Annotated in this window: 16 protein-coding genes; 2 read left to right on the forward strand and 14 right to left on the reverse strand. The window is 71.3% G+C overall.

The window, feature by feature from the left end; genetic code table 11:
* Nucleotides 1-21: 21 nt before the first annotated feature.
* The 3 genes from AB0G20_RS35910 to AB0G20_RS35920 form a co-directional block, all read right to left on the reverse strand.
* Nucleotides 22-594, reverse strand: a complete 573-nt coding sequence (locus tag AB0G20_RS35910) for a GNAT family protein (protein ID WP_361310079.1) — start codon at nt 592-594, stop codon at nt 22-24.
* Complete coding sequence (locus AB0G20_RS35915; protein ID WP_361310081.1) at nt 572-2,854, reverse strand: MMPL family transporter; 2,283 nt, start codon at nt 2,852-2,854, stop codon at nt 572-574. The genes AB0G20_RS35910 and AB0G20_RS35915 overlap by 23 nt, the downstream gene beginning before the upstream one ends.
* A gap of 157 nt (nt 2,855-3,011) precedes the next feature.
* Complete coding sequence (locus tag AB0G20_RS35920; RefSeq protein WP_361310084.1) at nt 3,012-3,344, reverse strand: hypothetical protein; 333 nt, start codon at nt 3,342-3,344, stop codon at nt 3,012-3,014.
* A gap of 191 nt (nt 3,345-3,535) precedes the next feature.
* On the opposite strand from AB0G20_RS35920, the gene AB0G20_RS35925 reads away from it, so the two are divergent.
* A complete protein-coding gene (locus AB0G20_RS35925) occupies nt 3,536-4,339 on the forward strand; it encodes a methyltransferase domain-containing protein (protein WP_361310087.1) in 804 nt (267 codons plus the stop codon).
* Between the two features lie 63 nt (nt 4,340-4,402).
* On the opposite strand, the gene gatB is transcribed toward AB0G20_RS35925, so the two are convergent.
* From gatB to AB0G20_RS35950, 5 genes are all read right to left on the reverse strand, one after another.
* On the reverse strand, nt 4,403-5,920 hold the full coding sequence (gatB, locus tag AB0G20_RS35930; protein WP_361310206.1) for an Asp-tRNA(Asn)/Glu-tRNA(Gln) amidotransferase subunit GatB: 1,518 nt from the start codon (nt 5,918-5,920) through the stop codon (nt 4,403-4,405).
* A 13-nt stretch (nt 5,921-5,933) separates the two neighbouring features.
* Nucleotides 5,934-6,173 carry a hypothetical protein gene (locus AB0G20_RS35935; protein ID WP_030851407.1) on the reverse strand — a complete coding sequence of 80 codons (240 nt, stop codon included), beginning with the start codon at nt 6,171-6,173 and terminating at the stop codon, nt 5,934-5,936.
* Nucleotides 6,170-7,663: an Asp-tRNA(Asn)/Glu-tRNA(Gln) amidotransferase subunit GatA gene (gatA, locus tag AB0G20_RS35940; protein WP_361310090.1), complete on the reverse strand. Its 1,494-nt coding sequence runs from the start codon at nt 7,661-7,663 to the stop codon at nt 6,170-6,172. The genes AB0G20_RS35935 and gatA overlap by 4 nt, the downstream gene beginning before the upstream one ends.
* 5 nt (nt 7,664-7,668) lie before the next feature.
* Nucleotides 7,669-7,965: an Asp-tRNA(Asn)/Glu-tRNA(Gln) amidotransferase subunit GatC gene (gene gatC / locus AB0G20_RS35945; protein ID WP_018531282.1), complete on the reverse strand. Its 297-nt coding sequence runs from the start codon at nt 7,963-7,965 to the stop codon at nt 7,669-7,671.
* 104 nt (nt 7,966-8,069) lie between these two features.
* Nucleotides 8,070-8,441, reverse strand: a complete 372-nt coding sequence (locus tag AB0G20_RS35950; RefSeq protein ID WP_248507290.1) for a DUF4267 domain-containing protein — start codon at nt 8,439-8,441, stop codon at nt 8,070-8,072.
* A gap of 88 nt (nt 8,442-8,529) precedes the next feature.
* Here AB0G20_RS35950 and AB0G20_RS35955 point away from each other — a divergent pair, with 88 nt between their 5' ends.
* Nucleotides 8,530-9,117, forward strand: a complete 588-nt coding sequence (locus AB0G20_RS35955; RefSeq protein WP_361310094.1) for a TetR/AcrR family transcriptional regulator — start codon at nt 8,530-8,532, stop codon at nt 9,115-9,117.
* Between the two features lie 218 nt (nt 9,118-9,335).
* Here AB0G20_RS35955 and AB0G20_RS35960 read toward each other — a convergent pair whose 3' ends face one another.
* The 6 genes from AB0G20_RS35960 to AB0G20_RS35985 all read right to left on the reverse strand — a co-directional run bounded on the left by AB0G20_RS35960 (nt 9,336) and on the right by AB0G20_RS35985 (nt 17,171).
* Complete coding sequence (locus tag AB0G20_RS35960; RefSeq protein ID WP_361310097.1) at nt 9,336-11,606, reverse strand: bifunctional diguanylate cyclase/phosphodiesterase; 2,271 nt, start codon at nt 11,604-11,606, stop codon at nt 9,336-9,338.
* A gap of 259 nt (nt 11,607-11,865) precedes the next feature.
* On the reverse strand, nt 11,866-14,061 hold the full coding sequence (ligA, locus tag AB0G20_RS35965) for an NAD-dependent DNA ligase LigA (protein WP_361310099.1): 2,196 nt from the start codon (nt 14,059-14,061) through the stop codon (nt 11,866-11,868).
* A gap of 15 nt (nt 14,062-14,076) precedes the next feature.
* Nucleotides 14,077-15,084, reverse strand: a complete 1,008-nt coding sequence (locus AB0G20_RS35970) for a methionine synthase (protein WP_361310101.1) — start codon at nt 15,082-15,084, stop codon at nt 14,077-14,079.
* 31 nt (nt 15,085-15,115) lie between these two features.
* Complete coding sequence (locus AB0G20_RS35975; protein ID WP_361310103.1) at nt 15,116-15,805, reverse strand: SDR family oxidoreductase; 690 nt, start codon at nt 15,803-15,805, stop codon at nt 15,116-15,118.
* A 26-nt stretch (nt 15,806-15,831) separates the two neighbouring features.
* Nucleotides 15,832-16,371 (reverse strand): TIGR00730 family Rossman fold protein, encoded by a 540-nt coding sequence (locus AB0G20_RS35980; RefSeq protein ID WP_107459433.1) that lies wholly within the window; start codon nt 16,369-16,371, stop codon nt 15,832-15,834.
* A complete protein-coding gene (locus tag AB0G20_RS35985) occupies nt 16,368-17,171 on the reverse strand; it encodes a class I SAM-dependent methyltransferase (RefSeq protein WP_361310105.1) in 804 nt (267 codons plus the stop codon). The genes AB0G20_RS35980 and AB0G20_RS35985 overlap by 4 nt, the downstream gene beginning before the upstream one ends.
* Between the last annotated feature and the right edge of the window lie 43 nt (nt 17,172-17,214).

Below are 17,214 nucleotides of genomic sequence, written 5' to 3' on the forward strand. Positions count from 1 at the left end.
GGTCGCTGTCTGAGAAGTCTCTTAATGATCGTCGTGAGCGGCACACGCGCGTACGGCGCGCCACTCGGGTGCCAGCACCGACCAGACTTCGAGATCGTGCCGTACGCCACCATAGGGGTGGGCCTCGCGTCGCACACCGTCACGGGTCATACCGAGTCGCCGCGCCACGTTCAGGCTCGGCCGGTTGCCGGAGGCGGCGACCCACTCCACGCGGTGGATGCCGCGCTGCTCGACGGCCCAGTCGATGAGGACCCGCATCGCCCGGGTGACCAGGCCCCGGCCCGTTGCGGCGGGCTCCAGCCAGCAGCCGACCTCGCAGTTTCCGGTCGCGGCGTCGAAGTTCAGGAACAGCACCCCGCCCACCAGCGTCCCCTCCAGCCACAGGCCGTGCAAGGATCCCGTGTCGGCGGCGCGCATGTCGGCGTAGAGCTGGAGCTTCGCACGGGCCGAGAGCAGGTCCGTCTCGGTCGTCCCGAACGGGATGTACTGCCCGATGAACTCCCGCCCCCGCTCCAGGTGCGCCAGGAACTCCCCGGCGTGCCAGGGCTCCAGGGGCCTCAGCTCGGCGTCGTCACCCAGCGATATCGCGTACATCCCGCTGCCGCTCCTCCTCCGCCAGGACGTCCGCCACCTCGGCGTCCGTCGCGGCGGCCAGCCTCTCATGGGCGGCGCGGCTCTCGGGCGGCTCGATGCTCAGGCGCGGCATGCGCTTGTCCAGCCAGCGGGGCAGCCACCAGTTGGCGCCGCCGAGCAGGTGCATCAGGGCCGGGACGAGGAGGGTGCGCAGAACGAAGGCGTCCAGGGCGACGGCGGCGGCCAGGGCGATGCCGAACATGGCGATCACCCGGTCGCCGCTGAGCACGAAGGCCAGGAAGACGGAGATCATGATGACCGCCGCCGAGTTGATCACCCGGCTGGTCTCGGCGAGTCCGACGCGCACGGCCCGCCGGTTGTCGCCCGTCTCCAGCCACTCCTCGTACATCCGGCTGACCAGGAAGACCTGGTAGTCCATGGAGAGACCGAAGAGCACCGACACCATGATCACGGGCAGGAAGGGCTCGATGGGCCCCGCGCTGCCGAGGCCGAGCAGTTCGCTCCCCCAGCCCCACTGGAAGATCGCGACCACCACGCCGAAGGCGGAGGCCACGGCGGCGACGTTCATCGCGGCGGCCTTCAGTGGGATGCCGATGGACCGGAAGGCCAGCAGGAGCAGCAGGCAGCCCAGGCCGATGACGACCCCGACGAACACCGGCAGCTTGGAGACGATGACGTCGGCGAAGTCGTCGTAGCCGGCCGTCATGCCGCCCACCTGGACATCGAGCGAGGTGCCCGACTCGGCGCGCGGCAGCACCTCGTCGCGCAGCCGGTCGACGAGGTCGCTGGTCGCTTGCGACTGCGGTGAGGACTCCGGGACGACGGTGAGGTAGGCGGTGTGGCCGCCGGTGTCGAACGTCACCGGTGTCACCGAGGCGACACCGTCGGTGGCGCGGAGGGTGCCGTCGAGGTTGTCCAGGGCGAGCTTGTCGTCGCCTCCGTCGACCTTCGTGACGAGGGTGAGCGGGCCGTTCACACCGGGGCCGAAGCCTCCCCCACTCTCGGCTGCGCTCGAGCGGGAGGTGCCCCCAGCGAGCAGGTCGTAGGCCTGGCGGGTGGTCGCCGTCCTGGGGCCGTTGCCCTGGTCGGAGGTGCCCAGGTGCAGGGAGAAGGTGGGCAGTGCGAGGACGGCCATGACGACCAGGGCGACCGCGCCGAGCACCTTGGGGTGGCGTTCCACGAACGCCGACCAGCGGGCCGCGAAGCCGGTGGGCACCTCGGGTTCGGGCCCGTGCGACGCGAGACGGCGGCGCTCACGGCGGCTGAGCGCCCTCATGCCTATGAAGGACAGCAGGGCGGGCAGCAGCGTGACGGAGGCGGCGACGGTGAGGATCACCGTGAGGCTGGCGGCGACGGCGACGCCGTTGAGGAAGCTCAGCCGGAGGATCAGCATGCCCAGCAGGGCGATGCAAACGGTGGCACCCGCGAACACGACCGCCCGTCCGGTGGTCGCGACGGCGTTCGTGGCCGCCTCGGTGACGGACAGCCCGCGTTTCAGCCCGCGCCGGTGTCTGGTGACGATGAACAGCGCGTAGTCGATGCCGACGCCGAGCCCGATGAGCAGGCCCAGCATGGGTGCGAAGTCGGCGACGGTCATGACGTGCCCGAGCAGCGCGATCCCGGCGTAGGCGGTGCCGACGCCGACCAGGGCGGTGGCGATGGGCAGCAGGGACGCGGCGAGCGAGCCGAAGGCGAGGAACAGCACCACCGCGGCGACGATCACGCCGACGATCTCGGCGAGGTGCCCGCCGGAGGACTCGGTGAGCGCGACGGCGCTGCCGCCCAGCTCCACCTGGAGCCCGTCGTTCTCGGCGCTCTTCGCGGTGTCGACGACGGCCCGCGCCTCGCCCTCGGCGATGTCCTCGGCCCGGTCGTCGAAGGTGACCGAGGCGTACGCGGTGCGGCCGTCGGCGCTGATGCGGCCCGCGCCCGGCCCGTCGTAGGGGCTGGTGACCGAGGCCACGCCGGGGAGGTTCTCGATCCGGTCCAGGGTGCGGGTCATCGTCTGCTCGACGTCGGTGGCGCGGACGCTGCCTGACGTGGTGTGCCAGACGACGGTGTCGCTGTCACCGCCGAGCTGCGGGAAGCCCTCGTGCAGCAGCTCGGTGGCGCGGCCCGACTCGGTACCGGGGACCTCGTAGTCGTTCGAGTACGCGGTGCCGGCGACAGCGGCGCCCGCGGCGATCCCCGCGAACGCGAGGAGCCACAGCAGGACGCTGAGCAGACGGCGCTGGACACACCAGCGTGCGAGGGCTGCCACGAATCGTGCTCCCGGAGTTGCTTGTGTGGATCTTTGGCCGGGAACAGTCGTACATGAACTGAACAGCCAGCAAAGAACGCATGAGCAATGCGCCATCACTCTTACAGGCTGACGAGATCATTTGTCGGTTTCGTGGGCTTATTCACAGCCGCCGAACTCAGTCGAACTGGTCCCCCAGCGCCATCACCATCACACCCGCGATCAGCAGCCACAGTGCGCGCCGGGTGCGGCCGCGGGAGCCCAGTACGGCGGCGGCAGCGCAAACGGCGGCCCCACCGGCGTACGCGGCCGGGACCAGGGCCGGTGCCGACCGCGTGAGGCGGAGCAGCGCCGCGGCCAGACCGGCCAGGGCCAGTGCGGCGCCGGTGCCCGCCGCCGTCCAGCGGGCCCGGCGCGCGTCTTCCAGCAGGTCGTCGGCCTCGTCCTGCTCGGCGTCCGCCTCCGAGTCCGTTATCTCTGGATCGGTGTCGGAATCAGCACGTCCACTCATGGCCGAGACGTTAGCGCGCCGGGTGCGGAAAACCGGGTGCGGGTCCTGCGGACCGCCTGTTAGCGTCCCTCGGTCCGAGGAATGCCCGCGGCCTCCCGCCGCCTGGCCGAAGCAGGTGCATTGTTTGACCGTCCGACCGAGCTCCTACGCATCCCCTTTCTCCACCAAGGACTCAAGGAGCCCGTTCACCGATGTCGGACATCACTTCCCGGACCTCGAACGACCCCCTCACTGACCGTGTGAGCCACCCCGGCTACCCCCGCAGCAACGGCTACGACGCCCGCTGGACCATCGACAACCAGATGGGCCCGCACGCGCTGTGGCTGCTGGAGTGGCTGGCCCCGGCTCTGGGGCTCGACACCCTGAGCCCCGGCTCCCGCGTGCTCGACCTGGGCTGCGGACGCGCCATGACGTCGGTCTTCCTCGCCAAGGAGTACGACGTGCAGGTCACCGCCGCCGACCTGTGGGTCAAGCCCGACGAGAACGCCGGGCGCATCGCCGAGGCGGGCGTCACCGACCGCGTCCTGCCCGTGCTCGCCGAGGCGCACGACCTGCCGTTCGGCGAGAGCAGCTTCGACACGATCGTCTCGATCGACGCCTACCAGTACTTCGGCACCGACGACCTGTACCTGCCCCACCTGACGCGGCTGCTGAAGCCCGGCGGGCGCATCGGCGTCGTCGTACCGGCGCTGCGCGAGGAGATCGACGGCGTCGAGCCGCCGGAGCACCTCAAGCCGTACTGGGAGCCCGGCTTCTGGTGCTTCCACACCGCGGCGTGGTGGCGACGCCACTGGACCCGCAGCGGGGCGGTGGAGGTCGAGACCGCGGACTGGCTGGAGGACGGCTGGCGCGACTGGCTGCGCTGGTGCGAGGTCGTGGCCGAGGAGCACACGGACGAGTGGCACGTCCGGATGGCCGGCCAGTGCGCCGAGATGCTGCGCCTCGACCGGGGCGAGACGCTGGGCTTCGTCCGGGTCGTCGGCCGCCGCAGCTGAATTGAATGACGAGGGGGGACGCACCGGGTCCGGTGCGTCCCCCCTCGTCGGGTCCACGGGATGTCAGCCCTCGCTGACGCCCAGCTTCTCCAGGATCAGTTCCTTGACGCGGGCCGCGTCGGCCTGGCCGCGTGTGGCCTTCATGACCGCACCGACCAGGGCGCCGGCCGCGGCCACCTTGCCGCCGCGGATCTTGTCCGCGACGCCCGGGTTGCCGGCGATGGCCTCCTCGACGGCGGTGGTGAGGGCGCCCTCGTCGGAGACGACCTTCAGACCGCGCTTGTCGACGACCTCGTCCGGGGTGCCCTCGCCCGCGAGGACGCCCTCGATGACCTGACGGGCCAGCTTGTCGTTCAGGTCTCCCTTCGCGACGAGCTCGGTGACCCGGGCGACCTGTGCCGGCGTGATCGCCAGCTCGTCGAGCGCCTTGCCCGACTCGTTGGCGCTGCGGGCCAGCTCGCCCATCCACCACTTGCGTGCGGAGGCGGCGTCGGCCCCGGCCTCGATCGTGGCGACGATGGGCTCCAGCGCACCGGCGTTGAGGATCGCCTGCATGTCGGTGGCCGAGACGCCCCACTCCTCGCGGAGCCGGCTGCGCCGGACCAGCGGAAGCTCCGGCAGCCCGGCCCGGATCTCCTCGACCCACTCACGGGAGGGGGCCACCGGGACGAGGTCGGGCTCCGGGAAGTACCGGTAGTCCTCGGCCTCCTCCTTCACACGGCCCGAGGTCGTCGACCCCGTGTCCTCGTGGAAGTGCCGGGTCTCCTGGATGATCGTGCCGCCGGACGACAGCACGGCCGCGTGCCGCTGGATCTCGAAGCGGGCCGCGCGCTCCACGGACCTGAGCGAGTTGACGTTCTTCGTCTCCGAACGGGTGCCGAACTTCTCGGTGCCGTTCGGGCGCAGCGACAGGTTCACGTCGCAGCGCATCTGGCCCATCTCCATCCGGGCCTCGGAGACGCCGAGCGCCTTGATGAGCTCGCGCAGCTCACGGACGTAGGCCCGCGCGACCTCGGGGGCACGCTCGCCGGCGCCCTCGATCGGCTTGGTGACGATCTCGATGAGCGGGATGCCGGCGCGGTTGTAGTCCAGCAGCGAGTGCGAGGCGCCGTGGATTCGGCCGGTGGCACCGCCGACGTGCGTCGACTTGCCGGTGTCCTCCTCCATGTGGGCGCGCTCGATCTCCACGCGGAAGGTCTCGCCGTCCTCCAGCTGCACGTCGAGGTAGCCGTTGAAGGCGATCGGCTCGTCGTACTGGGAGGTCTGGAAGTTCTTCGGCATGTCCGGATAGAAGTAGTTCTTCCGGGCGAAGCGGCACCACTCGGCGATCTCGCAGTTCAGCGCGAGGCCGATCTTGATCGCGGACTCGACGCCGGTCGCGTTGACGACCGGGAGCGCGCCGGGCAGGCCGAGGCAGACCGGGCAGGTCTGCGTGTTGGCGTCCTGCCCGAGGGCGGTCGAACAGCCGCAGAACATCTTGGTCTTGGTGCCGAGTTCGACATGGACCTCGAGGCCCATGACGGGGTCGTACGACGCGAGTGCGTCCTCGTACGACACCAGGTCGGTCGTGGTGGTCACGATGAGTACTTCCCTCTCAGCCCAACAGGACGTCGTCGTCGCCCAGCTGCTTCAGCTCGCGGTAGAGAATGGCCAGGTTGGTGACGACCGCGGCTCCGGTCACGACGGCGTCGAGCAGCCGCAGCGTGTCGTTGTCTCCGCGGGCCTTCTTGATCTGCTTGTAGACACCGACGGCGCCGAACGCCGACGTGGCCATCGAGATGTACAGACCGGACTTGGACTTCTTGAAGCCCTTGGCCTTGGACAGTGCGCTCACAGCGACGGAGCCTCCTCGATCAGCGGGTGGCCCCACTTTTCCACGAAGGCGGCCTCGACGGCTGCTCCCACCTTGTACAGGCGGTCGTCCTTCATGACGGGGGCGATGATCTGCAGGCCGACCGGGAGGTTGTCCTCCGGGGCGAGACCACACGGCAGCGACATGGCCGCGTTGCCCGCCAGGTTGGTCGGGATGGTGCACAGGTCGGCGAGGTACATCGCCATCGGGTCGTCGGCGCGCTCGCCGATCGCGAAGGCGGTGGTCGGGGTCGTCGGGGAGACGATCACGTCGACCTGCTCGAACGCCTTGTCGAAGTCCTGCTTGATGAGCGTGCGGACCTTCTGGGCGCTGCCGTAGTAGGCGTCGTAGTAGCCGCTGGACAGGGCGTACGTGCCGAGCATGATGCGGCGCTTGACCTCGGGGCCGAAGCCGGCCTCGCGGGTCAGGGAGGTGACCGCCTCGGCCGAGTTCGTGCCGTCGTCGCCGGTCCGCAGGCCGTAGCGCAGGCCGTCGAAGCGGGCGAGGTTGGACGAGCACTCCGAGGGCGCGATCAGGTAGTACGCCGACAGCGCCAGGTCGAAGGACGGGCAGTCCAGCTCGACGATCTCGGCGCCCAGCTCCTTCAGGAGCGCGACCGACTCGTCGAACCGCTGGATGACACCGGCCTGGTAGCCCTCGCCGCGGAACTGCTTGACGACGCCGACGCGCATGCCCTCGACGCTGCCGTTGCGGGCGGCCTCGACGACCGGCGGGACCGGGGCGTCGATGGAGGTCGAGTCGAGCGGGTCGTGCCCGGCGATGACCTCGTGCAGCAGGGCCGCGTCCAGGACCGTGCGGGCGCAGGGCCCGCCCTGGTCGAGGGAGGAGGAGAAGGCGACCATGCCGTAGCGGGACACGCCGCCGTACGTCGGCTTCACACCGACCGTGCCGGTGACGGCCGCGGGCTGGCGGATGGAGCCGCCGGTGTCCGTGCCGATGGCGAGCGGCGCCTGGAAGGAGGCCAGCGCGGCGGACGAACCGCCACCGGAGCCGCCGGGGATCTTGGTGAGGTCCCAGGGGTTGCCGGTCGGGCCGTAGGCGCTGTTCTCGGTGGAGGACCCCATGGCGAACTCGTCCATGTTGGTCTTGCCGAGGATGACCACGTCGGCGGCCTTCAGCCGCTGGGTGACCGTCGCGTCGTACGGCGGGATCCAGCCCTCGAGGATCTTCGAACCGACGGTCGTCGGGATGCCCTCGGTGGTGAAGATGTCCTTCAGCGCGAGGGGCACACCGGCCAGGGGCCCGAGCTTCTCCCCCTTGGCGCGCTTCTCGTCGACGGCGCGGGCCTGGGCGAGGGCGCCCTCGCGGTCGACGTGCAGGAAGGCGTGCACCTTCTCGTCGACGGCCTCGATGCGGGCGAGGTGGGCCTCGGTGACCTGCACCGCGGTGAGCTCGCCGGAGGCGATCTTCGCGGCGGTCTCGGCGGCCGTGAGCTTGATGATGTCCGTCATGGCGATTAGTCCTCCCCCAGGATCTGCGGCACCTTGAAACGCTGCTGCTCCTGGGCCGGGGCGCCGGAGAGCGCCTGCTCGGGGGTGAGCGACGGACGGACCTCGTCCGCCCGCATGACGTTCGTCAGCGGGAGGGGGTGCGAGGTCGGCGGTACGTCTTGGTCGGCGACCTCGCTGACGCGTGCGACCGCGCCGATGATGTCGTCCAGCTGTCCCGCGAAGTGGTCGAGCTCTTCGGGCTTCAGCTCCAGACGCGCCAGCCGGGCGAGGTGGGCGACCTCCTCGCGCGTGATGCCAGGCATGCAGCGATCCTCTGGGGTGAGTGAATGTGGTTTGGCCCAATCCTATGGGGCGGGGGGCCGTGCCCGTTAAACGGTTTGCCGCGCGGGAGGCTCAGGAAGCGCACTCAGACCGCGAAGAGCAGTCCGGCAGTGATCAGGACGACGACCGCGGTGGCGAAGTGGATCCCGAAGGCCACCGCCTTCGTACCGCCGTGGCGCAGCACGATCAGCGTGTCGCCGAGCGGCACGAGTGCCACGCCGAGCATGAACCAGGCCTCGGCACGGGCGCCCGCGAACGCGAGCAGCGCCAGCCCGACCAGCCCGAAGGTTCCGTCTCGCAGACCCTTGATCGTCAGGTAGGCGCCGGCGTCGCCGCCCGGGTCTGCCGGGACGCCGTAACCGGCAGCGGAGGGGGCGGGCTGGAACAGGAACCGGTAGCCGAGGAACAGGCAGAACAGGTTGAGCACGACAGCCAGGGTGTAGGCGGCGACGGTCACGTCTTCTCCTCGTTTCTAGCAGTGCTAGCGATGGGAGCGAAGCTAGCAGAGCGTCGACAGGAACGCTAGCGGTGCTAGAATTTCGCTCATGACGATCCAGACGCGCCGGGAGCGCGAACGAGCCGAACGCGAGCGGCTGATCGTGACGGCCGCACGGGAACTGGCGGAGGCGGAGGGCTGGGACGCGGTCACCACCCGTCGGCTCGCCGATGAGATCGAGTACAGCCAGCCGGTCCTCTACAGCCACTTCAAGGGCAAGGGCGCGATCATGGCGGCGGTGGCGGTGCAGGGCTGCGCCGACCTGGCCGACGAGCTCCGGGCGGCCCGCACGGCGACCGGGAGCACCCGCGAGGCGCTGGCGGCGGTGGGCGCGGCGTACACCGCCTTCGCCCGCCGGCGGCCCGCGCTCTACGACGTGATCTTCACGCTCGCCGTGGACCTGCCCTTCGCCACCCCCGAGGCGCCGGCGGCCCTCCAGGACGCCTTCGGTGAGCTGATGCAGGCCGTCCGGCCGATCGCGGCCGAGGGCGAGGACATGGGAGCGCTGACGGAGACGTACTGGGCCGGACTGCACGGGCTGGTGACCCTGATGCGCAGCGGCCGGCTGCCCGAGGAGGCGCACGAGCGACGGCTGGCGCTGTTCATCGACCACTTCGTGCCTCAGGGCACGGACTGAGCGCTCATCCAGACGGACCGGATGGACCGGACAAACCAGACGAACAGGACGGAGGGGGCGGACCGGAGCCGCGGGGACGTGCCGCGGGGCACGAACCGCTGCCGCCGTACCCCGCGGCACTGCCGGGCACGACCCGAGTGCCGGGCGGCCCCGGGCGGGAGAGGCTCACTCCTCGTCCGAACCGCACGGCCGGGTGAGCGGAGCGGCGGGTGGGAGGGTCACTCGTCGGCCGTCGCCGCGGGCAGCGCGGCGCGCGGCCGCTGCCACCCCCGGGGACCCCGTGCCCGCAGCCACGCCGTGGTCTCCTCCGGAGGCATCGCCGCCGCCACGAGCCACCCCTGCACGGCGTCGCAGCCGAGGTCGCGCAGGCGTTCCCAGGTCTCGTCATCCTCGACCCCTTCAGCGACGACGAGCAGGCCGAGGGAATGGGCGAGGTCGACCGTGCAGCGCACGATCTCGGCGTCCTCGGTGTCGACCGCGAGCCGGGCCACGAACGAACGGTCGATCTTCAGCTCGCTCACCGGGAGCCGGCGCAGGTGCACGAGCGAGGAGTAGCCCGTGCCGAAGTCGTCCAGGGACATCTTCACGCCGTGCGCGGTGAGCTGGTTGAGGGTGTCGGCGGCGCGCTGCGGGTCCTCCAGGAGGACGTGCTCCGTGATCTCCAGTTGGAGCGCTCCCGCCGGGACGCCGTGCCGGGCCAGCCGGGCGGCGACGGAGCCGGCGAAGCCGGGGGTGTGCACATCGCGCGGGGAGACGTTCACCGCTACCGGGACGAACAGGCCCTGCTCCCGCCAGCGCGCGACCTGGCCGAGCGCCGTCTCCAGCACGTACTCGGTGAGGTGGGGCATCAGGCCCGAGGACTCGGCGATCGCTATGAACTCGTCCGGCGGCACCTTGCCCCGCTCGGGGTGCACCCAGCGGACCAGGGCCTCCAGGCCCGCGACCTGCCCGTCGAAGCGGACCTTGGGCTGGTAGTGCAGATGCACCTCGTGCGCGTCGAGGGCGCGGCGCAGATCGCCCAGCAGGGCGAGGCGGTCGGGGGTGTTGGAGTCGCGCTTGGACTCGTAGACCTCGACGCCGGTGCGGTCCCGCTTCGCCTGGTACATCGCCACGTCCGCCCGCCGCAGCAGACCTTCGGCGTCGAGGGCGTGGTCGGGGAAGACGGCGACTCCGGCGCTGGCCTCCAGGACGAGGGTGAGGCCGTCGAGGTCGAGGGGGGAGCTGAGGGCGGCGACGAGGTTGCGGGCGACCCGGGTCGCGGAGGTCGTGGAGTCGGCGACCGGGAGTAAGACGGCGAATTCGTCCCCGCCTAGCCGGGCGGCCTCGGCCCCGCGCGGCAGCGCCACCCGCAGCCGGTCGGCGATCTGCAGCAGCAGCCGGTCACCGGCGAGATGACCGAGCGTGTCGTTGACCGAACGGAACCGGTCGAGGTCGATCAGCATCAGGGCGGCGCGGGCGTCGATCCGCTCCGCGTCGTCCAGCGCGGTCCAGATGCGCTCCAGCAGCCACTGCCGGTTGGGCAGCCCGGTCAACGGATCGCGCAGCTGCTCCTCAGCCCGGGCCCGGGCTATCCACAGCGTGGAGTCCAGGGCGATCAGGGGGATGGAGAACAGCGGCAGCAGGATCGGCTTGGCCACGGCGACCACGCAGACCAGCGGCGCGATCCCCAGCAGCGCGACCGCGACCAGGCCCTGTCTGACCAGGGCGGTGCGGGCGACGGTGGGCAGTCCGGGGCGCGGGGCGTGCAGGTACCAGAGCAGGACGCGGGTGACCATCAGGTAGGCGACGGCGACCAGGGCCACCTGGGGTGCGGTGGCGAGCGTCCAGGCGGCGGGTTCCGCCGGGGACTCGACCGACGGCACGGTTCCGAAGACGCCCAGCACGAGCGCGCCGGCGCCGATGCCGAGGAGGTCGACCGCGCCGTGCAGCACGCCTTGGCGCCAGCGGTTGCGGCGGGCTATCCCGACCAGCACGACGACCGTGAGGCTGACCATGCCGGCCGGAACCCAGCCGTAGAGCAGCAGCACGGCGAGGGTGAGGGCGGCGCCCGAGCCGGTGCCGCCCCACCAGCGGGAGCGGCCCAGCATGACGAGGTGGCCGACGATGATGCCGGTGAGCACGGCCAGCGCCCAGCCGGCCGTGCCGGCCGGGAAGAGCGCGTGACCGCCGGTGAAGCCGCGGTAGAAACCGGCGCCCAGGACGAACCCGGCCGCCGCGACGACGGCCGCGGGCAGCGCGGGCCAGGAGTGGTGCCGTTCACCGTCCGCGTCGGTCAGTCCGGGCGTGTGTTCGGTGATCTGCTGTGCTCCGGGGCCGTCCGCGGCGCGCCCCCCGCTGCCACGCCCGTCCGGGGTGTACTGTCCGACGGCGCGCACCTCCGTACCCGGACGCCCCGCCGGCCGTACGGCCCCACGGACTGCACGCCATGCGACCGCCATGCGGCGCAGGTGCAGCCGTGAGCCCGGCACGGCGCTCTCGGTCGGTTCCATTCCCGTCCCTCTCACAGCCGGCGGTGCCCACGCCCCGCGGCCCGGTGCCCGACAATCCTTGGGCGGCCCGCGTTGGAAAACCCTTCCCCGCGCTCTGTGCGAGCACGAAGATGCCCCGACCGCAGCTGGGCACGGCAGGCGCACATCTCAACAGTAGGCGGCAGAAGGCTTCCACGGGCGGCGGTCGCCGACGGTTGCCCGAATGCGCCCCGGCCACCCGTATGCATCTGGTATGCGCCGAACGGGTGGCCTTCAACCGCTACTCCTCGGCCGAAAGAGCGACTTCGGCCGCCGCGTCCGGTCCCTGCTCCAGCAGGACGCCGAATCCCTCCTCGTTCAGGACCGGAACCTTCAGCTGCATCGCCTTGTCGTACTTCGACCCGGGACTGTCACCCACCACGACGAACGACGTCTTCTTCGAAACCGAGCCGGTCACCTTCGCTCCGCGGCTCTGCAGCGCCTCCTTGGCGCCGTCCCGGGTGAAGTGTTCGAGGGTGCCGGTGACGACGACGGTGAGACCTTCGAGGGGGCGCGGCCCCTCGTCCTCGCCGGTGCTCTCGGCCTCCATGCGGACGCCGGCGGCCTTCCACTTGCGGATGATGTCGCGGTGCCAGTCCTCGGCGAACCACTGCTTGAGGGAGGCGGCGATGGTCGGGCCGACGCCCTCGGTGACCGCCAGCTCCTCCTCCGTGGCCTGGTCGATGCGCTCGATCGAGCGGAACTCGCGGGCCAGCGCCTCGGCCGCGACGGGTCCGACGTGACGGATCGACAGGCTGGTGATGACGCGGGCGAGCGGGCGCTCCTTGGCCGCCGCGATGTTCTCCAGCATGGCGACCGCGTTCTTGCGGGGGTTGCCCTCCTGGTTGGCGAAGATCGTGGCGACCTTCTCCTCGCCCGTCTTCGGGTCGCGCTTGGGCAGCCCGCTGTCCGGGTCGAGGACGTAGGCCTTGATGGGCAGCAGCTGCTCGATGGTGAGGTCGAACAGGTCGCCCTCGTCGACCAGCGGCGGCGTCTTCGGCTCCAGCGGGGCGGTGAGGGCGGCCGCGGCGACGTAGCCGAAGTGCTCGATGTCCAGGGCCTTGCGGCCCGCGAGGTAGAACAGCCGCTCGCGCAACTGGGCCGGGCAGGTGCGGGCGTTCGGGCAGCGTAGGTCGACGTCGCCCTCCTTCATCGGCCGCAGCGCCGTGCCGCACTCGGGGCACTCGGCCGGCATGACGAACTCGCGCTCGCTGCCGTCGCGCAGGTCGGCGACGGGGCCGAGGATCTCCGGGATGACGTCACCGGCCTTGCGCAGCACGACCGTGTCACCGATGAGGACGCCCTTGGCCTTGACCACGTCCTGGTTGTGCAGCGTGGCGAACTCGACCTCGGAGCCCGCGACCGTGACCGGTTCGACCTGGGCGTACGGGGTGACGCGGCCCGTGCGGCCCACGCCCACGCGGATGTTGACGAGCTTGGTGTTCACCTCCTCCGGCGCGTACTTGTAGGCGATCGCCCAGCGCGGGGCGCGCGAGGTGGAGCCGAGGCGGCCCTGGAGGGGGATCTGGTCGAGCTTGACGACCACGCCGTCGATCTCGTGCTCCACGGAGTGGCGGTTCTCACCGAAGTAGGCGATGAACTCCCGTACGCCTTCCAGGCCGTCGACCACCCTGTTGTGCCCGGAGGTGGGCAGGCCCCAGGTCTTGAGCAGGTCGTAGGCCTGGGAGAGGCGGGTCAGGCCGGAGAAGCCCTCCAGGGCACCGATGCCGTGGACCACCATGTGCAGGGGGCGGGTGGCGGTGACGCGCGGGTCCTTCTGGCGCAGTGAACCGGCCGCCGCGTTGCGCGGGTTGGCGAACGGTTTGTCGCCGGCCTCGACGAGGCGGGCGTTGAGCTCCTGGAACTTCTCCATCGGGAAGTAGACCTCGCCGCGGATCTCCACGAGGTCGGGGACGGAGTCGCCCTTGAGGCGGTCGGGGATCTCCGCGATCGTGCGCACGTTCGGCGTGATGTCCTCGCCGGTGCGGCCGTCACCGCGGGTGGCGGCGCGCGTGAGGCGGCCGTGCTCGTAGGTGAGGTTCACGGCGAGGCCGTCGACCTTCAGCTCGCACAGGAAGTGGTACTCCTGCTCGCCCAGTTCCCTGGCGATGCGCTCCGTCCAGGCGGCCATCTCCTCGTCGTTGAACGTGTTGTCGAGGGAGAGCATCCGCTGGCGGTGCGCGACCGCCGTGAACTCCGTCTCGTAGGACCCGGAGACCTTCTGGGTCGGCGAGTCCGGCGTGCGCAGCTCCGGGTACTCCTCCTCCAACGCCTCCAGGGAACGCAGCAGCTGGTCGAACTCCGCGTCGCTGACGACGGGAGCGTCGTTCACGTAGTAGCGGAAGCGGTGCTCCTCGATCTGCTCCGCGAGGCGCGCGTGCTTCTCCCGTGCCTCTGCGGGCACCGTCGTCGTCTCCGCTTGCTTGTCGCCGGCCACCGTGTCGTCCTCCCGTTACTCTGGGTTGTCCGCGAGGGATCTCGCCGCCCGGGCGCAGTGGGCGAGAGCCGTGCGCGCGTACCCCGGGGAGGCCCCCGCGAGTCCGCACGCCGGAGTGACGGTGACCGCCTCCGCGAGAAGCCCCGGTGACAGCCCCAGCCTGCGCCACAGCGTCCTGACACCCATGACGCTACCGGCAGGGTCTGACAATGGGCCCTCCGTGCCCGGGACGACACCGGTGAAGAGCCGGGTCCCGCCCTCCACGGCCTCCCCGATCGTCTCGTCGTCACGCTCGGTGAGTAGGGAGAAGTCGAAGGAGACGGCGGCCGCGCCGGCCCGGCGCAGCAGGGCGAACGGCACGTCCGGGGCGCAGGAGTGGACCACGACGGGGCCGGCCGTGTGCACCCCGACGAGGTCGCGCAGCGTCTGCTCGACGAGCTGCCGGTCGACGGCCCGGTGGGTGCGGTAGCCGCTGGCGCTCTTCACCTGGCCGCGCAGGACGGCGGTGAGGGAGGGCTCGTCGAGCTGGAGGACGAGCTGCGCGCCGGGGATCCGCCGCTGCACCTCGGCGAGATGCAGACGCAGGCCCTCGGCGAGGGAGGCGGCGAGGTCACGGCAGGCCCCCGGGTCGGAGAGGGCCACCTCGCCGCCCCGCAGCTCCAGGTTGGCCGCGAGGGTCCAGGGGCCGACGGCCTGGACCTTCAGCGGCCCCTCGTACTCCTGCGTGAACTCCTCCAGTGCGTCGAGGTCCTCGCCGAGCCAGGAGCGGGCCCGCTTGGTGTCGCGCCCCGGCCGGTCCCCGAGCCGCCACCCGCTGGGCTCCACGCGCGCGTACAGCTCGACGAGCATGCCGGCGGTCCGTCCGATCATGTCCGCGCCGGGCCCCCGGGCGGGCAGTTCGGGCAGGAAGGGGAAGTCCTCGAAGGTGCCGGTGACGGTCTTGGCGGCCTCACGGGCGTCGCCGCCCGGCATGGATCCCACGCCGGTGGCCGTGCCGAACCTGAACTGGCTGTTTTCGCTCACCGGAGAAGCCTACGCAGGGGCTTCACCGGGGTCAGCTCCCCGGGCGCACCGTCAGGTCGTTGACCTCCGCGTCCCGCGGCAGGTCCAGGGCCATGACGATCGTCGTGGCGACCGACTCCGGGTCGATCCAGCGCGAGGCGTCGTACTCCTTGCCCTCCTGCTGGTGGACCTTGGCCTGCATGGGGCTGGCCGTGCGGCCGGGGTAGACCGAGGTGACGCGGACTCCGTGCCCGTGCTCCTCGTGGCGCAGGGAGTCGGCGAGGGCCTTCAGGCCGTGCTTGGAGGCGGCGTACGCGGACCAGTCGGCGTGGGCGTTGAGGCCCGCGCCGGAGTTGACGAAGAGCACGTGGCCGCGGGCGGCGCGCAGTTGGGGCAGGAAGTGGCGGGTCAGCTCAGCGGGGGCGACCAGGTTGACGTTGAGCTGGTGGCGCCAGGCCTTCGGGGTGAGCTCGCCGACCGGGCCCAGGTCGACGACGCCGGCGATGTGCAGCAGCGAGTCCACCCGGTCCGGCAGCGACTGGTGGGAGAAGGCCCAGGAGAGCTTGTCGGGGTCGGCGAGGTCGCCGACCAGGGTCTTCGCCCCGGGGAACTCGGCCGCCAGCTCCTTCGCGCGGCCCGCGTCGCGCGCGTGCAGCACGAGGTCGTCCCCGCGCGCGTGCAGGCGGCGGGCCACGGCCGCGCCGATGCCGGAGCCGGCTCCGGTGATCACATGAGTAGCCATGCCGCCATGCTCGCATCAGGGCCGTGTCACTCGATGCCCCGGCTCTCCTCCAGGTACGCCAGCGCCCCCACCGGCTCCTCGGCGAAGAACACCAGGTCGGTGAGCGGCCGGGGCAGGAAGCCCTCGGCGTCCATGCGGCGGAACTGCTCCTTCAGGCCGTCGTAGAAGCCCGCGGTGTTGAGCAGGACCACCGGCTTGTCGGTGTGCCCGTGCTTCTTCAGCTCCAGGATCTCGGTCGCCTCGTCGAGCGTGCCCGTGCCGCCGACCATGATCACCACTGCGTCGGCCCTCTCCAGGAGCAGCTTCTTGCGCTCGGCGAGGTCCTTGGCGACGACCATCTCGTCGACGCCCGGGCGGGCCTTGGCCGCGAGGAACTGCACGGAGACGCCGGCCAGCCGGCCGCCCGCCTCCTGCACCCCGTCGGCGACCACCTTCATGAGGCCGACGTCGGAGCCGCCCCACACGAGCGTGTGACCGCCCTTGCCCAGCAGTTTCGCGAACTCCCGCGCGGGGCGGGTGTAGCGCTCGTCGAGGTCGGCGGCGGACAGGAAGACACAGATGTTCATGAACCCACCGTACGGGCCCGGTCCACCGCGGCGGTGACCCGCATTTTGGACTGCCGGTGAGGCAGGCGCTCCCAGTCGTCCATGAACCGGGCGGACAGGCCGTGCCGCGCGGCGAGGTCGGTGAGGGTCTGCGTCCGGTAGTAGAAGTCCTCGTGCAGGACCTGGTGCTCCTCGCCCTCGGTGCGGTCGAAGGTGAAGTCGAAGAACCCGCCGGGCGCGAGGATCCGGCCGACGTGGGCGAAGCACTCCTCGATGACGTGCAGCGGCGAGTGCGAGAAGACGCTGTGCGCGTGCACGACGTCGAAGTGCGCGTCCGGCAGGAAGGCGAAGGTGAGGTCGTCGGCGAGTGCCAGGTAGGGCAGTTTGGGCTGGAGCTTCTCGGCCACCAGGGTGTCCTGCGCGGCGAGCAGGATGTGCGGCGAGATGTCGATGCCGTAGTAGTGCCCGGTGTCGAGGTGGTCGATGAACAGCCGCCCGGCGCGCAGGTTGCCGCAGCCGATCTCCAGCATCCGGTGGTGCGGCTGGAGTCCGTGGCCCACCAGGTAGTCGAACTGCATGCGGCCGATCCGCGCCCACTGCTCGCGCGAGGGGTTGTGCCCCACCGCCGCCTCGGTGCTGCGGGCCGCGTCCGAGGCCATGACGGCCCGGTAGTACGCGATGTGGTCGGGGTGGCGCAGCCGTAGCCAGGCGTCCCGCACCGCGCGCCGGGCGTGCGCGGGCACGCGCTCCGGGTGGCGCAGGGCGTACCGGACCTGGTGGAGCAGGCGGGAGCGGTTTCCGGCCGGTTCCGTGGCGCGCATGGTGGCCTCCTGCTGCGGGGGAAGAACTCCGCTTCAGCCTGCG

It is taken from the genome of Streptomyces sp. NPDC024017, assembly GCF_040638895.1.
Lineage (GTDB): Bacteria > Actinomycetota > Actinomycetes > Streptomycetales > Streptomycetaceae > Streptomyces.